The sequence below is a fragment of the Sphingopyxis granuli genome (assembly GCF_001559015.1).
GTDB classification, from domain to species: Bacteria; Pseudomonadota; Alphaproteobacteria; order Sphingomonadales; family Sphingomonadaceae; genus Sphingopyxis; species Sphingopyxis granuli.
The window spans coordinates 3,689,160-3,709,466 of the sequence record NZ_CP012199.1 but is presented as its reverse complement, the minus strand read 5'-3'; the positions used below and the strand labels follow the sequence as shown (position 1 = coordinate 3,709,466).

The following is a 20,307-nucleotide window of genomic DNA, read 5'->3' as shown; positions in this document are numbered from 1 at the left end:
CGAAGGCTATTTCTTCCCCTTCCGGATCCCCGCCGCTTCCTCCAGTTCGACCAGCGCCTCTTCCAGATAGTCGATCATCCGCTGCGCGTGCGGGACGCTGCGGCGGCAGGCGGTGATGCCGAAGTCGATGTTCCTGAAATTCGACACCTGGGTGATGTTCATCGCCATGCCGTCGACCGGGATGCTCGCGGGGTACATGCCGTCGAGCCGCGCGCCGTTCCAGTACATCTGCTCGCGCGGCCCCGGCACGTTGGAGATGGTCGCGGAGTAAGCGGGGAATTTGTCGGCTGTGCGCGTCAGCGCGGTCAGCATCATCGGGAAGCTGGTGATCGCGGTATAGAGCTGGATCTGCGCCGCGGTCATCGCGCGAAGCTGGGCCTTCGCCGAGTTCATCGATTCCTGGATCGCCGCCATCCGCGCCGCGGGGTCGTCGATGTGCGTCGCCAGATTGGCGGTGACCGAGGCGACCGAATTGCCCGAATCGATGTCGTCCTTGGGACGGATCGACACCGGTGCCATCGCTTTCAGCGGCTTGTCGGGAAGCTCGTTCAGCGACTGGAGATATTTGCGCATCGCTCCCGCGCACATGCCGAGCACCGCGTCGTTGATCGTCCCGTCATAGGCCTTGCCCAACGCGCGCACCCGGTCGAGCGACCAGCTCTGCGCGACGAAGCGCCGCGCGCCGGTGATGTTGCGGTTGAAGCTGGTGCGCGGGACGCCGGCGAAAGGCGTGGCGAGGCCGTCGCCTCCGATGCCGAACATTGCGGCGACATATTGGTTGAGCGCCCTGGTCACCCCGACGCTGTTGCCCCATTGTTCCTTCAGGAAATCGCCGATCGCGGTGATGTCGGTCAGGCTGGGCCGCGGCGGCTTCTTCGGCATCGGGAATTTGCGCTTGTAGGCTTCATAGGCCTCGACCGACAGCGGCGACGCGATGCGCCGCTCGTTCGGGTCGGGGGTCAGCATCGAATTGTAGAAATGGATGCTCGCCGCGCCGTCCATCAGCGCGTGGTGGATTTTCTTGAAGGTCGCGATCTGCCGGTTCGGCAGGCCCGAGATCAGCGTCATCTCCCACAGGGGGCGGGTGCGGTCGAGCAGCCCCGAATGGAGGCGCGAAGCGAGCTCGAACATCTCGCGATAGCGCCCCGGCTTGGGCAGTGCTGCGGCGCGGACATGATAGTGCATGTCGATGTCGCGGTCGGGTTCGAGCCGGATCGGGCCATATTGACCGAGCGGCGTCAGCTTCAGCACCTCGCTGAACGGTCGCCTCAGTCCCTCCGGCTGTCGCAGCAGCGCGAGCTGCTCGTTCAGCCATTCGGTCTCGTCGACGTCATCGGGCAATGTATAGAGGTTGATGCCGCCGATATGCATCGGCATCTCGCGACTTTCTCCCACCAGGAACATCGCATCGCTGATTGGCATCAGACGCATAGGCAGCTCTCTCCCCAACATGCTGCATCTTTTGTGCGCAGCATGACAGGCGATGGCGGCGAGTCAAGCCGCGGACGCGGCAGCGCAAAAGGCGATTTCGATCGTCACCGATCCGCGCCGTTCCAGATGATGCGGAACGTGCGGGGGGATCAGCATGGTGTCGCCGGATTTCAGCAGGCGATGGCCCCCGGCTTCGTCGTCCCAATGGAAACGGATCGATCCGGCGATGACGGACAGCAATCCCCACGCCCCTTCCTTGAGCGTATGGCGGCCAAGCAGCCCGGTGGGAATGGTATCGGCCCCGAACGGCCCGATGGTGCGATATGCGCGGGCGCCGGAGGGAAGCGGCGGCCCGCGCTCCGCGATCGGCGCCACGATCAGAAACCGGCCGAGGCGCGGGCGAGGAAGACGACGATGCCGAGGAAGGCGAAGCCCGCCGGAACCGCAAGGATCTGCGCGGCGACGGTGCGCGCGTCCATCGGCCCCGTCCAGGTTTCGAGCAGGCCGCCGGCGCGGTCGAGCGGCGAGTCGTGCTCGCGTCCCTTCTGCTTGTGGAGGAGGCCAGCGGTACCGAAGAACATCAGCATGTAGAGCAGCGAGATGACGAGCATCATCACCGTTGCGGTGTCGCGCCCCGTTGCCGCGGCGACGGCGATGAAGAAGATCGCGTAGAAGGCGAACATCGAATGCCATATCCAGCGCGGAAGCTGGAAGCCGGCCTGGACCCCGCTCGTCTCGTGCGGGTCGTTGGCGATGTAGGGCGGCTGCGATGCCGCGGGCAGGTCAGAGGACGGATGAGACATGGGGCAGTTCCACTTTCTTGGCGAGCGGGTCTTCTCGGTCGCGATGGACCCAGATGCCGGTGAGCAGGCTCTCGGCGATCATCCGCGCCTTGCCGCCGATGTGGCGGGCCGCTTCGGGGGTCGGCGCGATCGCGTGCAGCGTCCGATAGAAGAGCGCGAGCCACTGCTGGAAATGCTCCTGCGCGATCGTCGGGATCGCGAGATGCTTCATCATCGGGTTGCCGGTGAAATTGCCAGCGCTGAGCAGGACCGACTGCCAGAAGCGGTTCATCTGGCCGAGGTGCGCGGGCCAGTCGGAAATCTGCGCGTTGAAGATCGGGCCCAGCACCGCATCCTCGCGCACCGAGGCATAGAAGCGATCGACCAGATCGGCGATGAAGGGTTCGTCGATTCCCATCGCCAGCGCTTCGGCGCGCCGTTCCTCGCGCGCCGCGATCGCATGCGGGTGGGCCTGCACCGTTCTCGTTGCCATGGCTCGTTCGAAATCCTGAGGTTCGATCTAATTGGGTATCTGAAATACCTGTTTAGCGACCTTGAGCGGAAAAGCAATATTCAATATACCTAATTCATGCGACTGAGCCTGCACAGCGATTACGCCCTGCGCATCCTGATGGCGCTCGCCGCCACCGGGCGCCAGATGTCGGTCGAGGAGATCGCGGGCCAGTACGGCATTTCGCGCAACCATCTCGCCAAAGTCGCGCAGCGGCTGCAGGCGCTCGGCTATGTTAGCGCGCAGCGTGGGCGCGGCGGCGGGTTGACGCTCGCGCGCGGGGCCGATGACGTCGGAGTCGGCACGGTCGTCCGCCAGTTCGAGAATCTGGAGGGGCTGGTCGAATGCATGGACCCCGCGACGTCGACCTGCCCGGTGTGTGGGGGGTGCGGCCTGCAGAATGCGCTCGGCGGGGCGCTGGCGGCGTTCCTGGCGCATCTCGACGGCTATACGCTCACCGACCTAGTGCCGCAGCCATCGCGGTTCCGCACGCTGCTCGGCGTCGCCTGATTCCCGTTGCGCCGCGCCGCGCACGCGATAACAGGCGCTGATGGCCAAGCTCTATTTCTATTATGCCAGCATGAACGCCGGCAAGTCGACGACGCTGCTTCAAGCGGATTTTAACTATCGCGAGCGCGGCATGGAGACGATGCTGTGGACTGCGGCGCTCGACGACCGTTATGGCGCCGGGCAGATCACCAGCCGCATCGGCCTGCTCGCCGACGCCCGCAAGTTCGATCCCGACAGCGATTTGTGGGCGGCGGTGCAGGTGGAGAATCGCCAGCGCCCGCTCGCCTGCGTGCTGATCGACGAGGCGCAGTTCCTGTCGCGCGCGCAGGTGCTCGACCTCGCGCGGCTGGCTGACGAGGCGAACATTCCGGTGCTCTGCTATGGCCTGCGCACCGATTTCGCCGCCGACCTCTTCCCCGGCTCGGCGGCGCTGCTCGGACTGGCCGACGCGCTGATCGAGCTGAAGGCGGTGTGCGAATGCGGGCGCAAGGCAACGATGAACCTGCGCGTCGACGCCGACGGCCGCGCGGTGGTCGAGGGCGCGCAGACAGAGATCGGCGGCAACGACCGCTATGTAGCGATGTGCCGGCGGCATTTCATGCAGAAACGGCGCGAGGCCGCGGAGACAAAGGCGCCCGCCGATGCTTGACCGCCTCCATGCCGAACTTGCCGACGGCGCCCTCGCGCTCGTCAGGCTGACCGAGGGACACCGCGAGGCGCTGCGCGCAGTCTGCGCCGCCGACGCGGATATCTGGCCGATCTATTCGGTCAGCTATGATCCCGCGCATTTCGACGCGAGCTTCGATGCGCTGATCGGCGGCGAGGGACGGATGCCCTATGCGATCGTCGCGGACGGCCGGCTGGTCGGTATGACCGCGTGGCTACGCCCGGTCCCCTCGGCGCAGACGGTCGAGATCGGCAACAGCTATATCCATCCCGACGCGCGCGGTACCGGCCTGAATGGCCGGGTCAAGCGGCTGATGATCGACCACGCCTTCGCGGTCGGCATCCGCCGCATCGAATTCCGTATCGACGAGCGCAATGCGCGCAGCCAGGCGGCGGTCGCGAAGCTCGGCGCGCGCAAGGAAGGCGTGCTGCGCGCCGAGCGCGTCACCTGGACCGGCCATGTCCGCGACACGGGGCTGTGGTCGCTGCTTGAAGCGGACTGGCGCCGCTAGCTCTTCGTCCCTACGAGGAACGGCAGGCGACGAAGCAATTCCCGGCCATCGGTCTGCGCGAGGCCGCAGGCTGGAGATTGCTTCGCTCCCTCGCAATGATGGGGTCGGGAATTTGCTGTCCGCGGGTCAGCCCTCGTTCAGGCGCGCCGTGCCATCATCCGCGGCATGAAACAGACAATCGCTCTCTCCCTGGCCGCTCTGCTGCTTCCCCTTTCGGCAGCGGCGGCGGCCGACGAACCGGCACAGGCGCCGCGCGCGCTGGGCGTCGAATCGAGCATCGCCTTTCCCGGCGACGCGACGATCCGCAACTGGCAGGCGGATGGCGAAGACGGCATCTGGATCGAGGGGCGCCGCGGCGAATGGTTCTACGGACGCTTCGTCGGCCCGTGCCGCGACCTCGATTTCGCGCAGGCAATCGGGATCGACGCGCGCGGCGTGTCGCGGCTCGACAAGTTCGCGACGCTCATCGTGCGCGGCGAACGCTGCCGCCTCAACTCCTTCGTCACCTCGCCGCCGCCGCCCGCGAAGAAGGCGGCGGCGGATCCACAAAAGTGACGCGAAATTGAAGCGAAATTGACAAGGCACGTCGTCGCGCCCTAGCGGCGTGCGAATGAACGGCTGGATCATCCTCGACAAGCCCATCGGCCTCGGCTCGACCCAGGCGGTCGCCGCGGTCAAGCGCGTGTGCCGCGAACGCGGGCTCGGCAGGGTTAAGGTGGGGCATGGCGGGACGCTCGACCCGCTGGCGTCGGGGGTGCTGCCGATCGCGCTCGGCGAGGCGACCAAGCTGTGCGGGCGGATGCTCGATGCGAGCAAGGTCTATGATTTCACCATCGCGTTCGGAACCGAGACCGCGGGCCTCGATGCCGAGGGTGAGGTCGTCGCGACGAGCGACGTCCGGCCGACGCTGGCGGACATCGAAGCGGTGCTGCCACGCTTCACCGGGCCGATCGAGCAGGTGCCGCCGGCCTTTTCGGCGATCAAGGTGGACGGGCAGCGCGCCTATGACCTGGCCCGCAAGGGCGCGGCGGTCGACATGAAGGCGCGCGCGGTGATCATCTACAACCTGCGTCATGCCGGACTTGATCCGGCATCCGTTCGTTCGGTGCGAGAGGAATGGCTCCCGGATCAAGTCCGGGGTGACGAGATGGGGGAGGGGTTGAACTCCATCACTCTCAGCGCGCATGTGTCGAAGGGCACCTATATCCGCAGCCTCGCGCGCGACATCGCTCGCGCGGCCGGCACCGTCGGGCATGTCGCCATGCTGCGCCGTACCCGGGCGGGGCCGTTCACGCTGGCGCAGGCGATTTCGCTGGACAAATTGAACGCTTTCGGTCAAGGCGCCGCGCAATCAGATGTGATTCTGCCGCTCGAGGCAGGGCTGGTCGACATCCCGGCTCTGGACCTCTCCCCGGAAGCGGCAGGGGCGATCCGCCAGGGTCGTGTCTGGACCGGGGAAAGCGCGCACGACGGGCTCTATTGGGGACGGGACAGCGAGAAGCGGCCTGTCGCGTTGATAGAGGCTTTGGCCGGAAGGCTGAAGGTCGTGCGGGGCTTCAATCTGTAACGAGGATGTTCGAAGGACGTAACACATGTCGATTACCGCCGAACGCAAGGCCGAACTGATTCAGGAACATGCCCGCGAAAAGGGCGATACGGGTTCACCCGAGGTGCAGGTCGCGATCCTGACCCACCGCATCAACACGCTGACCGAGCATTTCAAGGCGCACCACAAGGACAACCACAGCCGCCGCGGGCTGCTGATGATGGTCAACAAGCGCCGCAGCCTGCTCGACTATCTGCGTCGCAAGGACGAGGGCCGTTATCAGGACCTCATCGCGAAGCTGGGTCTGCGCAAATAGGAATGCGAGGGCGGCTCCGGGTTCGGGGCCGCTTTCATTTTGGTTCGCGTGGAATTCGCGAACCGCAAGGGCCGCTCCCGCATCCGGCGGGGCCGCCATAGGGCAGATAGACGCCCTACACCGCCCCGGGCCGGATTGCCCGGAAACAGAGGCCCCGCCCGGCATAGGGCCCGGCGGGCGAAGGAAACCGAATGTTTGACGTGAAAAAAGTATCGATCGAGTGGGGCGGTGAAACGCTGACGCTCGAAACGGGCAAGGTTGCCCGCCAGGCCGATGGCGCCGTCGTGGCGAGCCTTGGCGAGACGGTCGTGCTCTGCGCCGTCACCGCTGCCAAGTCGGTGAAGGATGGGCAGGATTTCTTCCCGCTGACCGTCCACTATCAGGAAAAATTCTCGTCGGCGGGGCGCATCCCCGGCGGCTTCTTCAAGCGCGAGCGCGGCGCGACCGAAAAGGAAACGCTGGTCAGCCGCCTGATCGACCGTCCGATCCGTCCGCTGTTCCCCGAAGGTTTCTATAACGAGATCAATGCTATCGCTCAGGTGCTGAGCTATGACGGCCACAACGAGCCGGACATCCTCGCGATGGTCGCCGCGTCGGCCGCGCTCACCATTTCGGGCGTGCCCTTCATGGGCCCGATCGGCGCCGCGCGCGTCGGTTATCTGAACGGCGAATATATCCTCAACCCGACCGACGAGCAGGTCGCCGAGGGCGACCTTGACCTCGTCGTCGCCGCGACGCACGACGCGGTGATGATGGTCGAATCCGAAGCCGACGAGCTGTCGGAAGAGGTGATGCTGGGCGCCGTGATGTTCGCGCACGATGCGTGCCGCGAGGTCGTCAAGGCGATCATCAAGCTCGCCGAGCAGGCCGCCAAGGATCCGTGGGAAATGGCGTCGTCGGACGACAATGCCGCGCTCAAGGACAAGATCAAGAAGCTGGTCGGCAAGGATATCGCCGCCGCCTACAAGCTGACCGACAAGTCGGCCCGCTCGAACGCGCTCAACGAAGCGCGCGCGAAGGCGAAGGAGATGTTCGTCGCCGAAGGGCTGGACCCGCAGGCGGTGATGGCCGGCATCAAGCTGACCAAGAAGCTGGAAGCGGAGATCGTCCGCACCGCCATCCTCAAGGAAGGCAAGCGCATCGACGGCCGCACGACGACGCAGATTCGCCCGATCGAGGCGGAAACGCACTTCCTGCCGCGCGCGCACGGTTCGGCGCTGTTCACCCGCGGCGAGACGCAGACGATCGCGACCTGCACCCTGGGCACCAAGGAAGCCGAGCAGATGATCGACGGGCTCAACGGCCTGTCGTATCAGAATTTCATGCTCCACTATAACTTCCCGCCCTATTCGGTCGGCGAAGTCGGCCGCTTCGGGGCGCCGGGCCGTCGCGAGATCGGCCACGGCAAGCTCGCGTGGCGCGCGCTGCACCCGGTGCTGCCCTCGAAGGAGGATTTCCCATACACGATCCGCCTGACCAGCGACATCACCGAATCGAACGGCTCGTCGTCGATGGCGACGGTGTGCGGCGGTTCGCTGTCGCTGATGGACGCCGGCGTGCCGATCAAGCGCCCGGTCAGCGGCATCGCGATGGGCCTGATCCTTGAAGGCAAGGATTTCGCGATCCTCTCCGACATCCTCGGCGACGAGGACCATCTCGGCGACATGGATTTCAAGGTGGCGGGCACGTCCGAGGGCATCACCACGATGCAGATGGACATCAAGATTGCCGGCATCACGCAGGAAATCTTTGAAAAGGCGCTGGCGCAGGCCAAGGAAGGCCGCGCGCATATCCTGGCCGAGATGAACAAGGCGCTCGGCGAAACCCGCAGCGAACTGTCGGCGCACGCGCCGCGCATAGAGACGATCACGATCGACAAGTCGAAGATCCGCGACGTCATCGGCACCGGCGGCAAGGTGATCCGCGAGATCGTCGCGACCACCGGCGCCAAGGTCGACATCGACGACGAGGGCATCATCAAGATCGCCTCGTCCGACACTGCGCAGATCGAGGCCGCCAAGGCCTGGATCCTCGGCATCGTCGAGGAGCCCGAGGTCGGCAAGATCTATAACGGCAAGGTCGTCAACCTCGTCGATTTCGGCGCCTTCGTGAACTTCATGGGCGGCAAGGACGGTCTCGTCCACGTCTCGGAGATCCGGAACGAACGCGTCGAGAAGGTCTCCGACGTCCTGTCCGAAGGGCAGGAGGTCAAGGTCAAGGTGCTGGAGATCGACCCGCGCGGCAAGGTGCGCCTGTCGATGCGCGTCGTCGATCAGGAAAGCGGCGAGGAACTCGAAGACACCCGCCCGGCGCGCGAACCGCGCGGCGACCGCGGCGATCGCGGTCCCAGAGGAGACCGGGGCCGTGACGGCGACCGGGGGCGGGGCGGCCGCGATCGCGGTCCGCGCCGCGACGGCGAAGGCCGGGGCGACCGCGGCCCGCGCCGCGAGCGCTCGGACGACGGTCCGGAAGACCAGGGCCATGTGCCCGACTTCCTGAAGGACTGATCCTTCGGACAGCGAATGATGAAGGGGCCGCGAAAGCGGCCCCTTTTTCGTGGGGCGTCAGGACGCCGGTCTCCCCTCCCATTTGGGGGAGGGGCAGCCAGGCTTGCCGGCTTGCCGGCTTGCTGGCTAGGCTCTGGTGACTTGGATTGACCCCCTTCGTCATTGCGAGCGGAGCGAAGCAATCCAGGGCGGTTACCGCACGCTCTGGATTGCCGCGCGGCTTCGCCGCTCGCAATGACGTTTCCATTCGATGTCATCCCGCTCTGAGCATCGGCGTCAAATCTGAACCGTTTGCCCTGAGCTTGTCGAAGCCTGTCCTGAGCGCCTGCAAGGCAGTCGAAGGGGGCCGTTCTTTCTTTTGGCACCGCAAGAAGAAGGACGGTGCTTCGACAAGCTCAGCACGAACGGCAGAATGGGTGATGCGGATTTACCAGCTCGACGCTCTAGCCGCAGCGCGGCGGGTCGATCGCAACGGCGCGCAAAAGCACGCCGCGACGGCTTGGCGCGGCGGCGATCAGCGTCTAGCCTCGCCCGCGACCCCAGCCCCGCAGAGGAATGCCCCGATGTTCGAAACGCTGCTCCTGTCGCTCGCCGCGGCCACCCAGACCGTTCCGCCGCAGGCGACGCAACTGCCGCCGCCCCCGCCGCCGGTTCCCGCCGCCGTCGCTCCGGCGGTCGAGGCGGACACGCGCCCCTATGTTGCGCTCGTCACCGACCTCGGCACGATCGTCGTGCGCATAGAGGACCGGCGTGCACCGGTCACCGCGGCCAATTTCCTCCGCTATGTCGACACGAAGCGGATGGACGGTTTCCAATTCTATCGCGCGACGCGCAACTGGGGACCGACGAACCGGCTGATCCAGGGCGGCAATCGCGGCGACGCGCGCAGGAATTTTCCCCCGATCGCGCACGAGCCGACCACCGCGACGGGGCTCACCAACTGCAAGGGCGCGCTGTCGATGGCGCGACTTAACCCCGGCGATGCGACGAGCGATTTCTTCCTGCTGCTCTCCGACATCAAGGGCTTCGATGCCGACCCGGCGCTCGGCGGCGACAATGCGGGATTCGCGGTGTTCGGCGAACTGGTCGCGGGCGCCGATGTCGCGGAGGCGATCTTCGCCGCGCCCATCTCTCCGACCGCGGGCGAGGGGGTGATGCAGGGCCAGATTCTCGATCCTATGGTAACGATCGTCTCGGCGCGTCGCGTCCCGGCGCCGGCCGAGCCGCCGAAGGGTTGCGTGGTCGCGGGGAATGGTGGGGAGAACTGAGCGCCGCACCCATCATTTATTTTGCGTTCATGCGCGCTGTGGCTATACCGCCGCCATGACCCAGCGCCTTCCCGCTCGCGCCGCCGTGCGCCTTCTCGCCGCCGCCTTCATGATCTCGCCGCTGCTCGCGGCCTGTGCCGGCGGGTCCGGGGTGAAAAAGGACACGCGCTACGTCGCGCGCGACGTCAGCACCCTCTACCGCGCGGCGCAGGACCGCCTCGACCGCGGCCAGTACAAGATCGCCGCGGCGCTGTTCGACGAAGTCGAGCGCCAGCACCCCTATTCGCCCTGGGCGCGTCGTGCCCAGCTGATGAGCGCCTTTTCCTATTATATGGATCGCGAATATACGCCGGCGATCGATTCGGCGCAGCGTTTCCTGGCGATCCACCCGGGGAACAAGGACGCGCCCTACGCCTATTATCTGATCGCGCTCAGCTATTATGAGCAGATCAGCGACGTCACCCGCGACCAGAAGATCACGCTCCAGGCGTCGAATGCGCTCGGCGAGGTGATCCGTCGCTATCCCGACAGCCGCTACGCCGCCGACGCACGGCTCAAGATCGATCTGGTGCGCGACCATCTCGCTGGCAAGGAGATGGAGATCGGCCGCTTCTACGAGCGCAGTTCGAACTGGCTCGCCGCGTCGATCCGCTTCCGCGAGGTGACCGAGAAATACCAGACGACCAGTCACGTGCCCGAGGCGCTGTTCCGGCTGACCGAATGCTATCTCGCGCTCGGTGTCCCCGAAGAGGCGAAGAAGGCGGCGGCGGTGCTGGGCGCGAACTATCCGGGCAGCAAATGGTACGACCGTGCCTACGAACTGATGCGGAAGCACGCCCCGGCCGCCTGACGCGAGCCGGTTGGATTCGCGCAGAGACGCAGAGATCGCAGAGATTTCTGGTTCACGCGGAACCGTGGGGAACGCAGAGAGAAGCGGGGAGCGCTTCTCCAAGCACCATGGCGATACAATTGAAGTCCGGAAGAACAAGGACCTGTCGGTCCGGATTCTCCGCGGCTCTGCGGGAATCTTTCGCATCGCCTCTTCGCGATCTCCGCGCCTCTGCGCAAATCGCATATCCCACCCCCAGACCTCCGCACTCCCGAATAGATTCGCATTTTGTTCTGCGTTAAGAGCGAGCCATGCTGACCGCGCTGTCCATCGCCAACATCGTGCTGATCGAGCGGCTCGACCTCGATTTCGAGGCTGGTCTCGGCGTGCTCACGGGAGAGACGGGGGCGGGCAAGTCGATCCTGCTCGACGCGCTGGGTCTCGCGCTCGGGATGCGCGCCGACAGCGCGCTGGTGCGACAGGGCAGCGACCGGGCGCAGGTGACCGCGAGCTTCGCACCGCCCGCGCTGGGGACGCCGCTCGCCAGCCTGCTTGCCGACAATGACATCGCGCTCGAACCCGGCGAGCCGCTGCTGATTCGCCGCACGCTGAGGGCCGATGGCGGCAGCCGCGCTTTCCTCAACGACCAGCCCTGCTCTGCGGCGCTGCTGCGCGAGGTCGGGGGCCATCTGGTCGAGATTCACGGCCAGCACGATGATCGCGGCCTGCTCGCGCCCGCGGGGCATCGAGCGCTGCTCGACGCCTATGCGCGCGTCGACACCGCGCCGGTGGCCGAGGCGCATGCGGCGTGGCGCGCCGCCGAGGCGCGACTCGCGGCGGCGCAGGCGGCGGTGAGCGAGGCGACGCGCGACCGCGAATGGCTCGAACATTGCGTCGCTGAACTGCAACGGCTCGCCCCGCAGCCGGGCGAGGAAGCCGAACTCGCCGAGGCGCGCGCGGCGATGCAGAAGGGCGAGAAGATCGCCGGCGACCTGGCGGCGATCCTCGAAGCGTTCGAGGGCAGCGCCGGCGGCCCGGCGCTGCTGCGCGGCGCGGCGCGGCGGCTCGACCGGCTCGCGGGCGACCATCCGCTGCTTGCCGAGGCGCTCTCCGGCCTTGATCGCGCGATTATCGACGCCGACGAGGCCGAGGCGAAATTGCACGAAGCCGCGCGCGCGATGGAATATGATCCCGAGCGGCTGGAGGCGGCCGAGACGCGGCTGTTCGAACTGCGTGCGATGGCGCGCAAGCACGGCGTTCAGCCCGACGAACTGCCGGGGCTCGCCGGCGACTTCGCGGCGCGGCTCGACGCGATCGAGGGCGGCAGTGCCGGACTAGCGAAGCTGGAGGTAGCGGTCGCTGAAAGCGCGGCCGCCTATACCCATGCCGCGACGGCGCTGTCGGACCGGCGGACGAAAGCGGCGGCGCGGCTCGACGCCGCGGTGGCGGGCGAGCTTGCGCCGCTGAAGCTCGACGCCGCGCGCTTTCGCACCCTCGTCGAGCGACTCCCCGCCGATCGCTGGGGGGCGGACGGGATGGACCGCGTCGAATTCCTCATTTCGACTAATCCCGGCGCGCCCTTCGCGCCGCTGGCGAAGATTGCGAGCGGCGGCGAACTGTCGCGCTTCATCCTCGCGCTCAAGGTCGCGCTGGCCGAGGAAGGCGGCGCCGATACGATCATCTTCGACGAGATCGACCGCGGCGTCGGCGGCGCAGTCGCCAGCGCGATCGGCGAGAGGCTTGCGCGGCTTGCCGGCGCGGGCAGGCAGTTGCTGGTCGTGACGCACAGCCCGCAGGTCGCGGCGAAGGGCGCGACGCACTTCGTCATCGCCAAGTCGAGCGAGGGCGCCAGCGACGGATTGGTGACGCGCACCGGCGTCCGCCCGCTCGACCCCGCCGGCCGCCGTGAGGAAATCGCCCGCATGCTGTCGGGCGCCGAGGTGACGGCGGAAGCGCGCGCGCAGGCGCAGCGATTGCTGGAGGTGGCGTGAGACCGGAGACATATGCAACCCCTTCCGCTTCGGAGGAAGGGCCGATAGGGGGCGACCACCATCCCCTCGACCGCCCCGTATGGAGCATGCTCACCGGGCGGCAGGCGCATCTGGCCGAGGGCGATACGCGGGCGGTGCGAATTGACCGCCGCTATGGACCGTTCGGCGCCGCCGCCAATCAGAGGGCCGGGGCGCAGGCAGCGCTTGCTGCGCTGGTTCCCGACGATGGCGAATTGTGGATCGTGGAGGATGAGCCGTGGCCGGTGCCGCCCGGCACGCGCGAGGTGAAGCGCGCGTTGCTCGCGCAGATGGTCGCGGTGGGCGCCCCGCCGCCGGCGAGTGACAGCGAGCCGCCGGTCATCCCGCTGTCCGACGCCGACGCGGCGGAGATGGCGGCGCTCGCCGGTCATGCGCGGCCGGGGCCGTGGAGGCCGGCGACGCACCGCTACGGCCCTTTTTTCGGCGTCCGCGAGGGTGGCCGCCTGCTTGCGATGGCGGGTCAACGCATGCTGATGCCCGGCATGGCGGAGGTCAGCGGAGTCGCGACCTGGGCCGATTGCCGCGGCCGCGGATTCGCCCGCGCACTGATCGGTCATGTCATGCGCGCGATGGTGGCGCGCGGCGAGCAGCCTTTCCTGCACAGCTATGCCGACAATGCGGGCGCGATCGCGCTCTACGAATCGCTCGGCTTCCGTATCCGGCGGCAGGTGCATGTGCTGGCGATCGTGCGATGATCGACCGGCGCACTCATCTCGCCGCGCTTGTGGCTTTTGCGGCGGCGGTGCTGCCGGTGCGATCCCTGCGGGCCCTGGAGGCAATCATGGAAGAACAGTTTCCCGAATATGGCCTGATCGGCCAGATGATCGCGCAACCGGGGCAGCGCGCCGCGCTCGCGGCAGTTCTGACCGAAGGCACCAGCCGGATGCCGGGCAATTTCGCCTATATCGTCGGCGAGGATAGCGAGAACCTCGACGCGCTGTGGATCGTCGAATTGTGGGCCGACAAGGCGGCGCACGCCGCATCGCTGCAATTGCCCGAGGTGCAGGCGGCGATCGCGAAGGGGCGGCCGCTGATCGCCGGATTTGGGTCTCGCGCCGAGTTCAAGCCGGTGGCAAAAGCCGGCGCATGAAAGATGTCGAATCGCTGACCGAAGCCGAGGCCGCCAACGAACTGATGCGGCTCGCGAAACAGATCGCGCATCACAACAAGCTTTACCATGCGGAGGACAATCCGGAGATTTCGGACGCCGATTACGACGCGCTCGTCCGGCGCAACAATGTGATCGAGGAGGCGTTCCCACACCTGATCCGCGCCGACAGCCCGAACCGGCTGGTCGGTGCCGCGGTCGAGGCGTCGCCGCTCGCCAAGGTCACGCACGCGGTGCGGATGATGAGCCTCGATAACGCCTTCGCGGCCGAGGATGTCGAGGAGTTCGCGCGGCGCGTGCGGCGTTTCCTGCGGCTCGGCGAGGATGAGGTGCTTGCGCTGACCGCCGAGGACAAGATCGACGGCCTCTCCTGCTCGCTGCGCTACGAAAAGGGCGTGCTGGTGCAGGCCGCGACGCGCGGCGACGGCACAGTTGGGGAGGACGTCACCCCGAACGTGCGCTGTATTGTCGATATTCCCCAGACACTCGTCGCTCCAGCGAAAGCCGGGGCGACGGATATTCCCGACGTCTTCGAGATTCGCGGCGAGGTCTATATGGCGAAGGCCGACTTCGCCGCGCTCAACGAACGGTTGCTCGCCGAGGCCGACGACCTCGAGAAGGCGCGCCAGTTCGCCAATCCGCGCAACGCCGCGGCGGGCTCGCTGAGGCAGAAGGATGCGAGCATCACCGCATCGCGCCCGCTGCGCTTCCTCGCCCACGGCTGGGGCGAGGTCAGCGGCCTGCCCGAGGCGACGCAGTTTGCGATGATGAAGCGCATCGAAAGCTGGGGCGTGCCCGTCTCGCCGCTGCTGGGGCGCTTCGAGAGCGTCGAGGCGGTGCTCGACCATTACCGCACGATCGAGGCCGAGCGCGCCGACATGCCCTATGACATCGACGGCGTCGTCTACAAGGTCGACCGGCTCGACTGGCAGGAGCGGTTGGGCTTCGTCGCCAAGGCGCCGCGCTGGGCGATCGCGCATAAATTCCCCGCCGAACGCGCGCAGACGACGCTCGAATCGATCGATATCCAGGTTGGCCGCACCGGTAAGCTCACCCCGGTCGGGCGGCTCACCCCCGTCACCGTCGGCGGGGTCGTGGTGTCGAACGTGACCCTCCACAACCGCGACGAGATCGGCCGGCTCGGCGTGCGCCCCGGTGATCGCGTCGTCATCCAGCGCGCGGGCGACGTGATCCCGCAGGTGGTCGAGAATCTGACCCGCGCCGAACCGCGCGATCCCTATATCTTCCCCGACCATTGCCCAGTGTGCGGCAGCGAAGCGGTCGCCGAGGAAGGTGAGGTCGACGTGCGCTGCACCGGCGGCCTGATCTGCAACGCCCAGAAATTCGAACGGCTGCGACATTTCGTCAGCCGTGGCGCGCTCGATATCGAGGGGCTGGGCGAGAAGAGCATCGCCGAGTTTCTCGAACTTGGCTGGCTCGACAAGGGCCCTGCCGACATCTTCCGGCTGAAGGGTCATCGCGACGAGCTGCTCGACCGCGAGGGATGGAAGGACAAGTCGGTCGACAATCTGTTCGCCGCGATCGAGGCGAAGCGGTCGCCCGACGCGGCGCGGCTGCTGTTCGGGCTCGGCATCCGCCATGTCGGCGCGGTGACGGCGCGCGACTTGATGAAGGGACTGGGCGACCTTGCGCGCCTGCCCGGCAAGGCCGCCGAGATCTATGCCTATCTCGATGCCAACCCGCAGGCCGAGGGCGAATCCGACGGCAAATATCTTGCCCGCAAGGTCGAGGCAATCAAGACGATCCTCGAGGTGCGCGCCGACGGCATCGGCGTCGCGGTGGGGGAGGCACTCGGCGATTTCTTCCACGAACCGCACAATCGCGCGTTGTGGGACGATCTCCTGTCCGAAGTCGCGCCGCCGCCCTATGTCGTCGAGACGCGCGAGAGCGAAGTGTCGGGCAAGATCGTCGTCTTCACCGGCAAGCTCGAGACGATGAGCCGCGACGAGGCGAAGGCGCAGGCCGAAAAGCTGGGCGCCAAGGCCGCGGGCAGCGTGAGCGCCAAGACCGATCTCGTCGTCGCCGGCCCGGGCGCCGGGTCGAAGCTCAAGCAGGCGGCCGCGCTCGGCATCCGCGTGATCGACGAGGCCGAATGGGCGCAGATCGTCGAGGCGGCGGGTTAGCGAACCGGCAATTTTTCTTCGTCACCCCGGACTCGATCCGGGATCCACGAAGCCGGGCCGGCGATGAATGCCGGATCGAGTCCGGAGTGACGAGAGTGGGGAGCGGCGGGCATGGCAAAGCGTGATTACCTGCAAAATCTGATGCGCGACCTCGAATCGCATACCGAGGTGCGGCGGTTCGGCAGCGGCTGGCTGTCGGGCTTCTTCGGCCTGCTGTTCGCGATCAGCGGGCTGTTCATGGTGGTCGCGCTGCGTTTCCCGGACTGGTTCGCCACCCCCGAACTGGCGGTGGTCAAGGACTGGACCGGTTTTCGCGGTTTCGTCCATCTGACCCTACTCGCCAGCTATGCGCTCGCGCTGCTCAGCCTGTTGCTGCGTCCGCGCAAGGTGCTCGGGTTGACCGCGCTGATGATCGGGCTTGCCGCGGCGCTGCTCGGCGGCGCCAGCGTCCAGCCCGCCGAGACGCGCGACTGGGGCATCTTCTTCGGGCTCGACTTCTTTATCGTCAACCTGTTGGTCACCGGCTTCATGTTCGCACCGCTCGAACGCGCCTTTCCGCATCGCCGGGCGCAGCGCCTGTTTCGCACCGAATGGCGCGAGGATCTCTTCTATTATCTGGTCAGCACGATGTTCGTGCAGGTACTGAGCTTCCTCGCGCTCGCGCCGCAGCAATTCGTCAACGCGCACACGACCGGCTGGGATGCTTTCCGCGCCGGGGTCGCGTCCTTGCCGTGGCTCGTGCAGTTCGCGATCGTCCTCGTCGCGTCGGACCTCGCGCAATATTGGTATCATCGATTGTTCCACAAGGTCCCGTTCCTGTGGGGTTTTCACGCGATCCACCACAGCGCGAAATCGATGGACTGGCTCGCGGGATCGCGGATGCATTTCGTCGAGATCATCCTGCTGCGCTCGGTCACCTCGCTGCCACTGTTCACGCTGGGGTTCAGCCCGTCGGTGATGCAGGCCTATATCGGCTTCGTCTATGTCTGGTCGTCGCTGCTCCATGCCAATGTCGGGGGCAGCTTCAACCGGATCGGCCACTGGATCGCGACGCCGCGCTTCCATCACTGGCACCACGGGCTGGAGCGCGAGGCATTCGACGTCAATTTCGCGATTCATTTCCCATGGCTCGACAAATTGTTCGGCACCTTCCACCTGCCGAAGGACCGCTGGCCCGAGAGTTACGGCATACCGGAGGATGTGCCGCGCAGCTACGCTGGCCAGTTCCTCTATCCCTGGACCCGCAAAGGGAAGGCGGAGACGCCCGCCGAGTGATCGGCGCGCCGCCGCGCCGCTTGCCTTTCCGGGCGCAGCGCCGCAGAAGCGGCATTGGGAATGCAAAGAAGTTATCAATTGACCTTCGCCGAGCGGACCCGGCTGCCGGCCCCGGGGCGCGAGCGACTGCTCGCGACGGCACCGGCGCGCCGCTTCGCCGACGGGCAGTTCGTCCAGCATCAGGGCGATCCGGGCGACGCCTTCTGGGTGGTGGTCGAGGGGCATGTGCTCGTCGGCCGCTATGCCGAGGACGGCGGCTTCACCGCCTTTGCCGTGCTCGGCCCCGGCGACATGTTCGGCGAACTCGCTTTCTTCACCGGCATCCCGCGCCAGGCCGACGCGATCGCGAGCGGGCCGGCGCGGCTGATCGCGATCGACCGGCCGCTGCTCCGCTCGCTGATGAGCGCCGACATCGGCTGGGCCGAACTGCTGCTCCGCAGCCTCGGCCGCCAGCTGGCCGTGTCGCTCGACATCATCGACGCCGACCGGCGGCTGCCCGCGGCGGAGCGGCTCGCGCGACTGCTGGCGGCGATGGCGGCCGACGCCGACGACGGCCGCACGGTGCGCGCGACGCAGCAGCAGCTCGCCGACCTGCTGGGCGTGTCGCGCGTGACGCTGGGCGCCGCGCTGCGCGATCTGGCGGCGCTCGGGCGGATCGAGCGCGGCTATGGCTGGCTGCGCATCGCGACACCGCTTCCGCCCGCCGGGTGAGGGGGCTATAGGCGGGCGATGATCCTGCTGCGCCGCCTGTTCCTCTTCCTGCTGCTGCTCGGACTGGCGCCCGCTGCCACCGCGGCCGAGCGCGGTCCCGTCGTGATGGCCGCGGCCAGTCTTCAGGAAGCGTTGACCGCCGCCGCCGACGTCTGGGCGGCAAAGGGGCATGCGCGGCCGCTGCTGTCCTTCGCAGGGTCGTCGGCACTGGCGCGGCAGATCGTCGCCGGCGCGCCCGCCGACCTCTTCCTGTCGGCCGACGAGCCGTGGATGGACGCGGTGGGGAAGGCGGGATTGCTGCGGCCGGGCACGCGCGCGACGCTGCTCGGCAACCGGCTGGTGCTGGTCGGCCCCGCGAGCGGGCGGCTGCGCCTGACGCCAGCGCCGGGCTTTCCGCTCGCGCGCGCGCTGGGCGGCGGGCGGCTCGCGCTCGCCGATCCCGACGCGGTGCCGGCGGGCAAATATGCGAAGGCGGCGTTGACCGCGCTCGGCGTCTGGCGTGGTGTTGCGGGCCGGCTGGCGCCGGCGGAGAATGTCCGCGCCGCACTGGCGCTCGTCGAACATGGCGCTGCGCCGCTGGGCATCGTCTATGCGACCGACGCGCGCGCGTCGAAGCGGGTGCGCGTCGTCGGCGTCTTTCCAGCGTCGAGCCATCCGCCGATCCGCTATCCGGTCGCGCTACTCAAGGCGTCGCGTCATCCCGATGCGATGGGATTCCGGAACTTCCTGGCGTCGCGGGAGGGCCGCGCGATCTTCGCCCGCTACGGCTTTTCGGCGCCCTGATGCTGTCGCCGGAGGAATGGGGCATCGTCGCCCTGTCGCTCAAGGTCGGCGGGGTCGCGGTGCTCGCCTGCCTGCCGCTCGCCTTTGCGCTCGCGTGGCTGCTGGCGCGCCATCGCTTTCCGGGGCGGCTGTTGCTCGACGCGCTCGTGCATCTGCCGCTCGTCCTGCCGCCGGTCGTTACCGGCTGGCTGCTGCTGCTCGCCTTCGGGCCGCTGGGACCGGTCGGCCGCTGGCTGAACGACTGGTTCGGCACGACGCTGATGTTCCGCTGGACCGGTGCGGCGCTAGCGGCGGCGATCATGGCGTTGCCGCTGATGGTGCGCGCGATGCGGCTGTCGATCGAGGGGGTAGACCGGCGGCTCGAGGGGGCGGCGCGCACGCTCGGTGCGGGGCGCTGGCACGCCTTCTGGACGATCAGCCTGCCGCTCGCGCTGCCCGGCGTGCTTGCGGCGCTGGTGCTTGGCTTCGCGCGCTCGATCGGCGAATTCGGCGCGACGATCACCTTCGTATCGAACATTCCGGGCGAGACGCGGACGCTGCCGCTTGCCATTTATTCGGCGCTGCAGGTGCCGGGGGGAGAGGCGATGGTGACGCGGCTCGCGCTGCTGTCGGTTGCGCTGTCGCTCGGCGCGCTGCTCGTTTCCGAATGGCTGGTTCGGCGCACTCCGGCCGAAAGGCTGCGCCGTGGCGATTGAGATCGACGTCGAAAAGAGTTTCGGGACCCGCACGATCGCGGCGTGCTTCACGGCCGAATCGGGGCTGACCGCGCTGTTCGGGCCGTCGGGGGCGGGCAAGACCAGCATATTGAACATGGTCGCCGGGCTGCTGCGTCCCGACCGCGGCCATATCCGCGTTGGTGGGCGAACGCTGTTCGGCGCGGACGTCGACCTGCCGCCCGAAGCGCGGAGGATCGGCTATGTCTTTCAGGACGGGCGGCTGTTTCCGCACCGGCGGGTGAAGGCGAACCTCCTCTACGGCTACCATCTCGCTGATCCGGCGCGGCACTGGATGGGGTTCGACGAGGCGGTGGCCTTCCTCGGCATCGAACCCCTGCTCGGCCGCTGGCCGCAGAGCCTGTCGGGCGGTGAGGCGCAGCGCGTCGCGATCGGCCGCGCGCTGCTGGCGGGACCGGAGATACTGCTGATGGACGAGCCGCTGTCGTCGCTCGACGCGGCGCGGCGCGGCGACATCATGGCGGTGATCGAGCGCATCCGCGACGAGCTGCGGCTGCCGATCCTCTACGTCAGCCACGACCGCGCCGAGGTCGATCGGCTGGCGACCGAAGTGGTGGCGCTGGACGGTTGACCGGGCATATTGCAAGATCGCCGTGTCCCCGCACAGGCGGGGATCCAGAGCGACAGAAAGGTAGTCTTGGCTT

Annotated in this window: 22 protein-coding genes; 18 read left to right on the top strand and 4 right to left on the bottom strand. The window is 67.4% G+C overall.

Going from position 1 to position 20,307, the window contains the following annotated elements; translation table 11 throughout:
* Positions 1-6: 6 nt before the first annotated feature.
* From SGRAN_RS17075 to SGRAN_RS17060, 4 genes are all read right to left on the bottom strand, one after another.
* The gene (locus tag SGRAN_RS17075; RefSeq protein ID WP_067185661.1) at positions 7-1,431 is read right to left on the bottom strand and encodes a WS/DGAT/MGAT family O-acyltransferase; all 1,425 of its coding nucleotides are present in this window, start codon (positions 1,429-1,431) and stop codon (positions 7-9) included.
* A 63-nt stretch (positions 1,432-1,494) separates the two neighbouring features.
* Positions 1,495-1,806 carry a DUF1971 domain-containing protein gene (locus SGRAN_RS22675; protein ID WP_067185659.1) on the bottom strand — a complete coding sequence of 104 codons (312 nt, stop codon included), beginning with the start codon at positions 1,804-1,806 and terminating at the stop codon, positions 1,495-1,497.
* A 2-nt stretch (positions 1,807-1,808) separates the two neighbouring features.
* The gene (locus SGRAN_RS22670; protein WP_067185658.1) at positions 1,809-2,234 is read right to left on the bottom strand and encodes a hypothetical protein; all 426 of its coding nucleotides are present in this window, start codon (positions 2,232-2,234) and stop codon (positions 1,809-1,811) included.
* A complete protein-coding gene (locus tag SGRAN_RS17060; RefSeq protein ID WP_067185656.1) occupies positions 2,215-2,706 on the bottom strand; it encodes a group III truncated hemoglobin in 492 nt (163 codons plus the stop codon). Before SGRAN_RS17060 ends, SGRAN_RS22670 begins: the two co-directional genes overlap by 20 nt.
* A gap of 96 nt (positions 2,707-2,802) precedes the next feature.
* Here SGRAN_RS17060 and SGRAN_RS17055 point away from each other — a divergent pair, with 96 nt between their 5' ends.
* The 18 genes from SGRAN_RS17055 (at position 2,803) to SGRAN_RS16970 (ending at position 20,234) form a co-directional block, all read left to right on the top strand.
* Complete coding sequence (locus SGRAN_RS17055) at positions 2,803-3,234, top strand: RrF2 family transcriptional regulator (protein ID WP_067185654.1); 432 nt, start codon at positions 2,803-2,805, stop codon at positions 3,232-3,234.
* Positions 3,235-3,274: 40 nt separating this feature from the next.
* On the top strand, positions 3,275-3,883 hold the full coding sequence (locus SGRAN_RS17050) for a thymidine kinase (protein ID WP_067185652.1): 609 nt from the start codon (positions 3,275-3,277) through the stop codon (positions 3,881-3,883).
* The gene (locus tag SGRAN_RS17045; protein WP_067185650.1) at positions 3,876-4,412 is read left to right on the top strand and encodes a GNAT family N-acetyltransferase; all 537 of its coding nucleotides are present in this window, start codon (positions 3,876-3,878) and stop codon (positions 4,410-4,412) included. The genes SGRAN_RS17050 and SGRAN_RS17045 overlap by 8 nt, the downstream gene beginning before the upstream one ends.
* A gap of 165 nt (positions 4,413-4,577) precedes the next feature.
* Positions 4,578-4,967: a DUF6491 family protein gene (locus SGRAN_RS17040; protein WP_067185648.1), complete on the top strand. Its 390-nt coding sequence runs from the start codon at positions 4,578-4,580 to the stop codon at positions 4,965-4,967.
* A gap of 55 nt (positions 4,968-5,022) precedes the next feature.
* Positions 5,023-5,979: a tRNA pseudouridine(55) synthase TruB gene (truB, locus tag SGRAN_RS17035; RefSeq protein ID WP_067185647.1), complete on the top strand. Its 957-nt coding sequence runs from the start codon at positions 5,023-5,025 to the stop codon at positions 5,977-5,979.
* Between the two features lie 25 nt (positions 5,980-6,004).
* A complete protein-coding gene (gene rpsO, locus SGRAN_RS17030; RefSeq protein WP_067185645.1) occupies positions 6,005-6,274 on the top strand; it encodes a 30S ribosomal protein S15 in 270 nt (89 codons plus the stop codon).
* Between the two features lie 191 nt (positions 6,275-6,465).
* Complete coding sequence (gene pnp, locus SGRAN_RS17025) at positions 6,466-8,781, top strand: polyribonucleotide nucleotidyltransferase (RefSeq protein ID WP_067185644.1); 2,316 nt, start codon at positions 6,466-6,468, stop codon at positions 8,779-8,781.
* Between the two features lie 419 nt (positions 8,782-9,200).
* On the top strand, positions 9,201-10,049 hold the full coding sequence (locus SGRAN_RS17020; RefSeq protein ID WP_237233551.1) for a peptidylprolyl isomerase: 849 nt from the start codon (positions 9,201-9,203) through the stop codon (positions 10,047-10,049).
* Between the two features lie 55 nt (positions 10,050-10,104).
* A complete protein-coding gene (locus SGRAN_RS17015; protein WP_067185640.1) occupies positions 10,105-10,899 on the top strand; it encodes an outer membrane protein assembly factor BamD in 795 nt (264 codons plus the stop codon).
* Between the two features lie 290 nt (positions 10,900-11,189).
* Positions 11,190-12,869 carry a DNA repair protein RecN gene (gene recN / locus SGRAN_RS17010; protein ID WP_067185638.1) on the top strand — a complete coding sequence of 560 codons (1,680 nt, stop codon included), beginning with the start codon at positions 11,190-11,192 and terminating at the stop codon, positions 12,867-12,869.
* Positions 12,870-12,955: 86 nt separating this feature from the next.
* On the top strand, positions 12,956-13,603 hold the full coding sequence (locus SGRAN_RS17005) for a GNAT family N-acetyltransferase (RefSeq protein ID WP_067185637.1): 648 nt from the start codon (positions 12,956-12,958) through the stop codon (positions 13,601-13,603).
* Positions 13,604-13,689: 86 nt separating this feature from the next.
* Positions 13,690-13,998, top strand: coding sequence for a putative quinol monooxygenase (locus SGRAN_RS17000; protein WP_237233550.1), 309 nt, complete (start codon positions 13,690-13,692; stop codon positions 13,996-13,998).
* Positions 13,995-16,160, top strand: a complete 2,166-nt coding sequence (gene ligA, locus SGRAN_RS16995; RefSeq protein ID WP_067185633.1) for an NAD-dependent DNA ligase LigA — start codon at positions 13,995-13,997, stop codon at positions 16,158-16,160. The genes SGRAN_RS17000 and ligA overlap by 4 nt, the downstream gene beginning before the upstream one ends.
* Positions 16,161-16,271: 111 nt before the next feature.
* Positions 16,272-17,435, top strand: a complete 1,164-nt coding sequence (locus SGRAN_RS16990) for a sterol desaturase family protein (protein WP_067185632.1) — start codon at positions 16,272-16,274, stop codon at positions 17,433-17,435.
* A 78-nt stretch (positions 17,436-17,513) separates the two neighbouring features.
* Positions 17,514-18,146, top strand: a complete 633-nt coding sequence (locus tag SGRAN_RS16985) for a Crp/Fnr family transcriptional regulator (protein ID WP_067185630.1) — start codon at positions 17,514-17,516, stop codon at positions 18,144-18,146.
* 18 nt (positions 18,147-18,164) lie between these two features.
* Positions 18,165-18,929: a molybdate ABC transporter substrate-binding protein gene (gene modA / locus SGRAN_RS16980; protein ID WP_067185629.1), complete on the top strand. Its 765-nt coding sequence runs from the start codon at positions 18,165-18,167 to the stop codon at positions 18,927-18,929.
* Positions 18,929-19,624 (top strand): molybdate ABC transporter permease subunit, encoded by a 696-nt coding sequence (gene modB, locus SGRAN_RS16975; RefSeq protein ID WP_067185627.1) that lies wholly within the window; start codon positions 18,929-18,931, stop codon positions 19,622-19,624. The genes modA and modB overlap by 1 nt, the downstream gene beginning before the upstream one ends.
* Complete coding sequence (locus SGRAN_RS16970; RefSeq protein ID WP_067185625.1) at positions 19,614-20,234, top strand: molybdenum ABC transporter ATP-binding protein; 621 nt, start codon at positions 19,614-19,616, stop codon at positions 20,232-20,234. Before modB ends, SGRAN_RS16970 begins: the two co-directional genes overlap by 11 nt.
* Positions 20,235-20,307 lie beyond the last annotated feature (73 nt).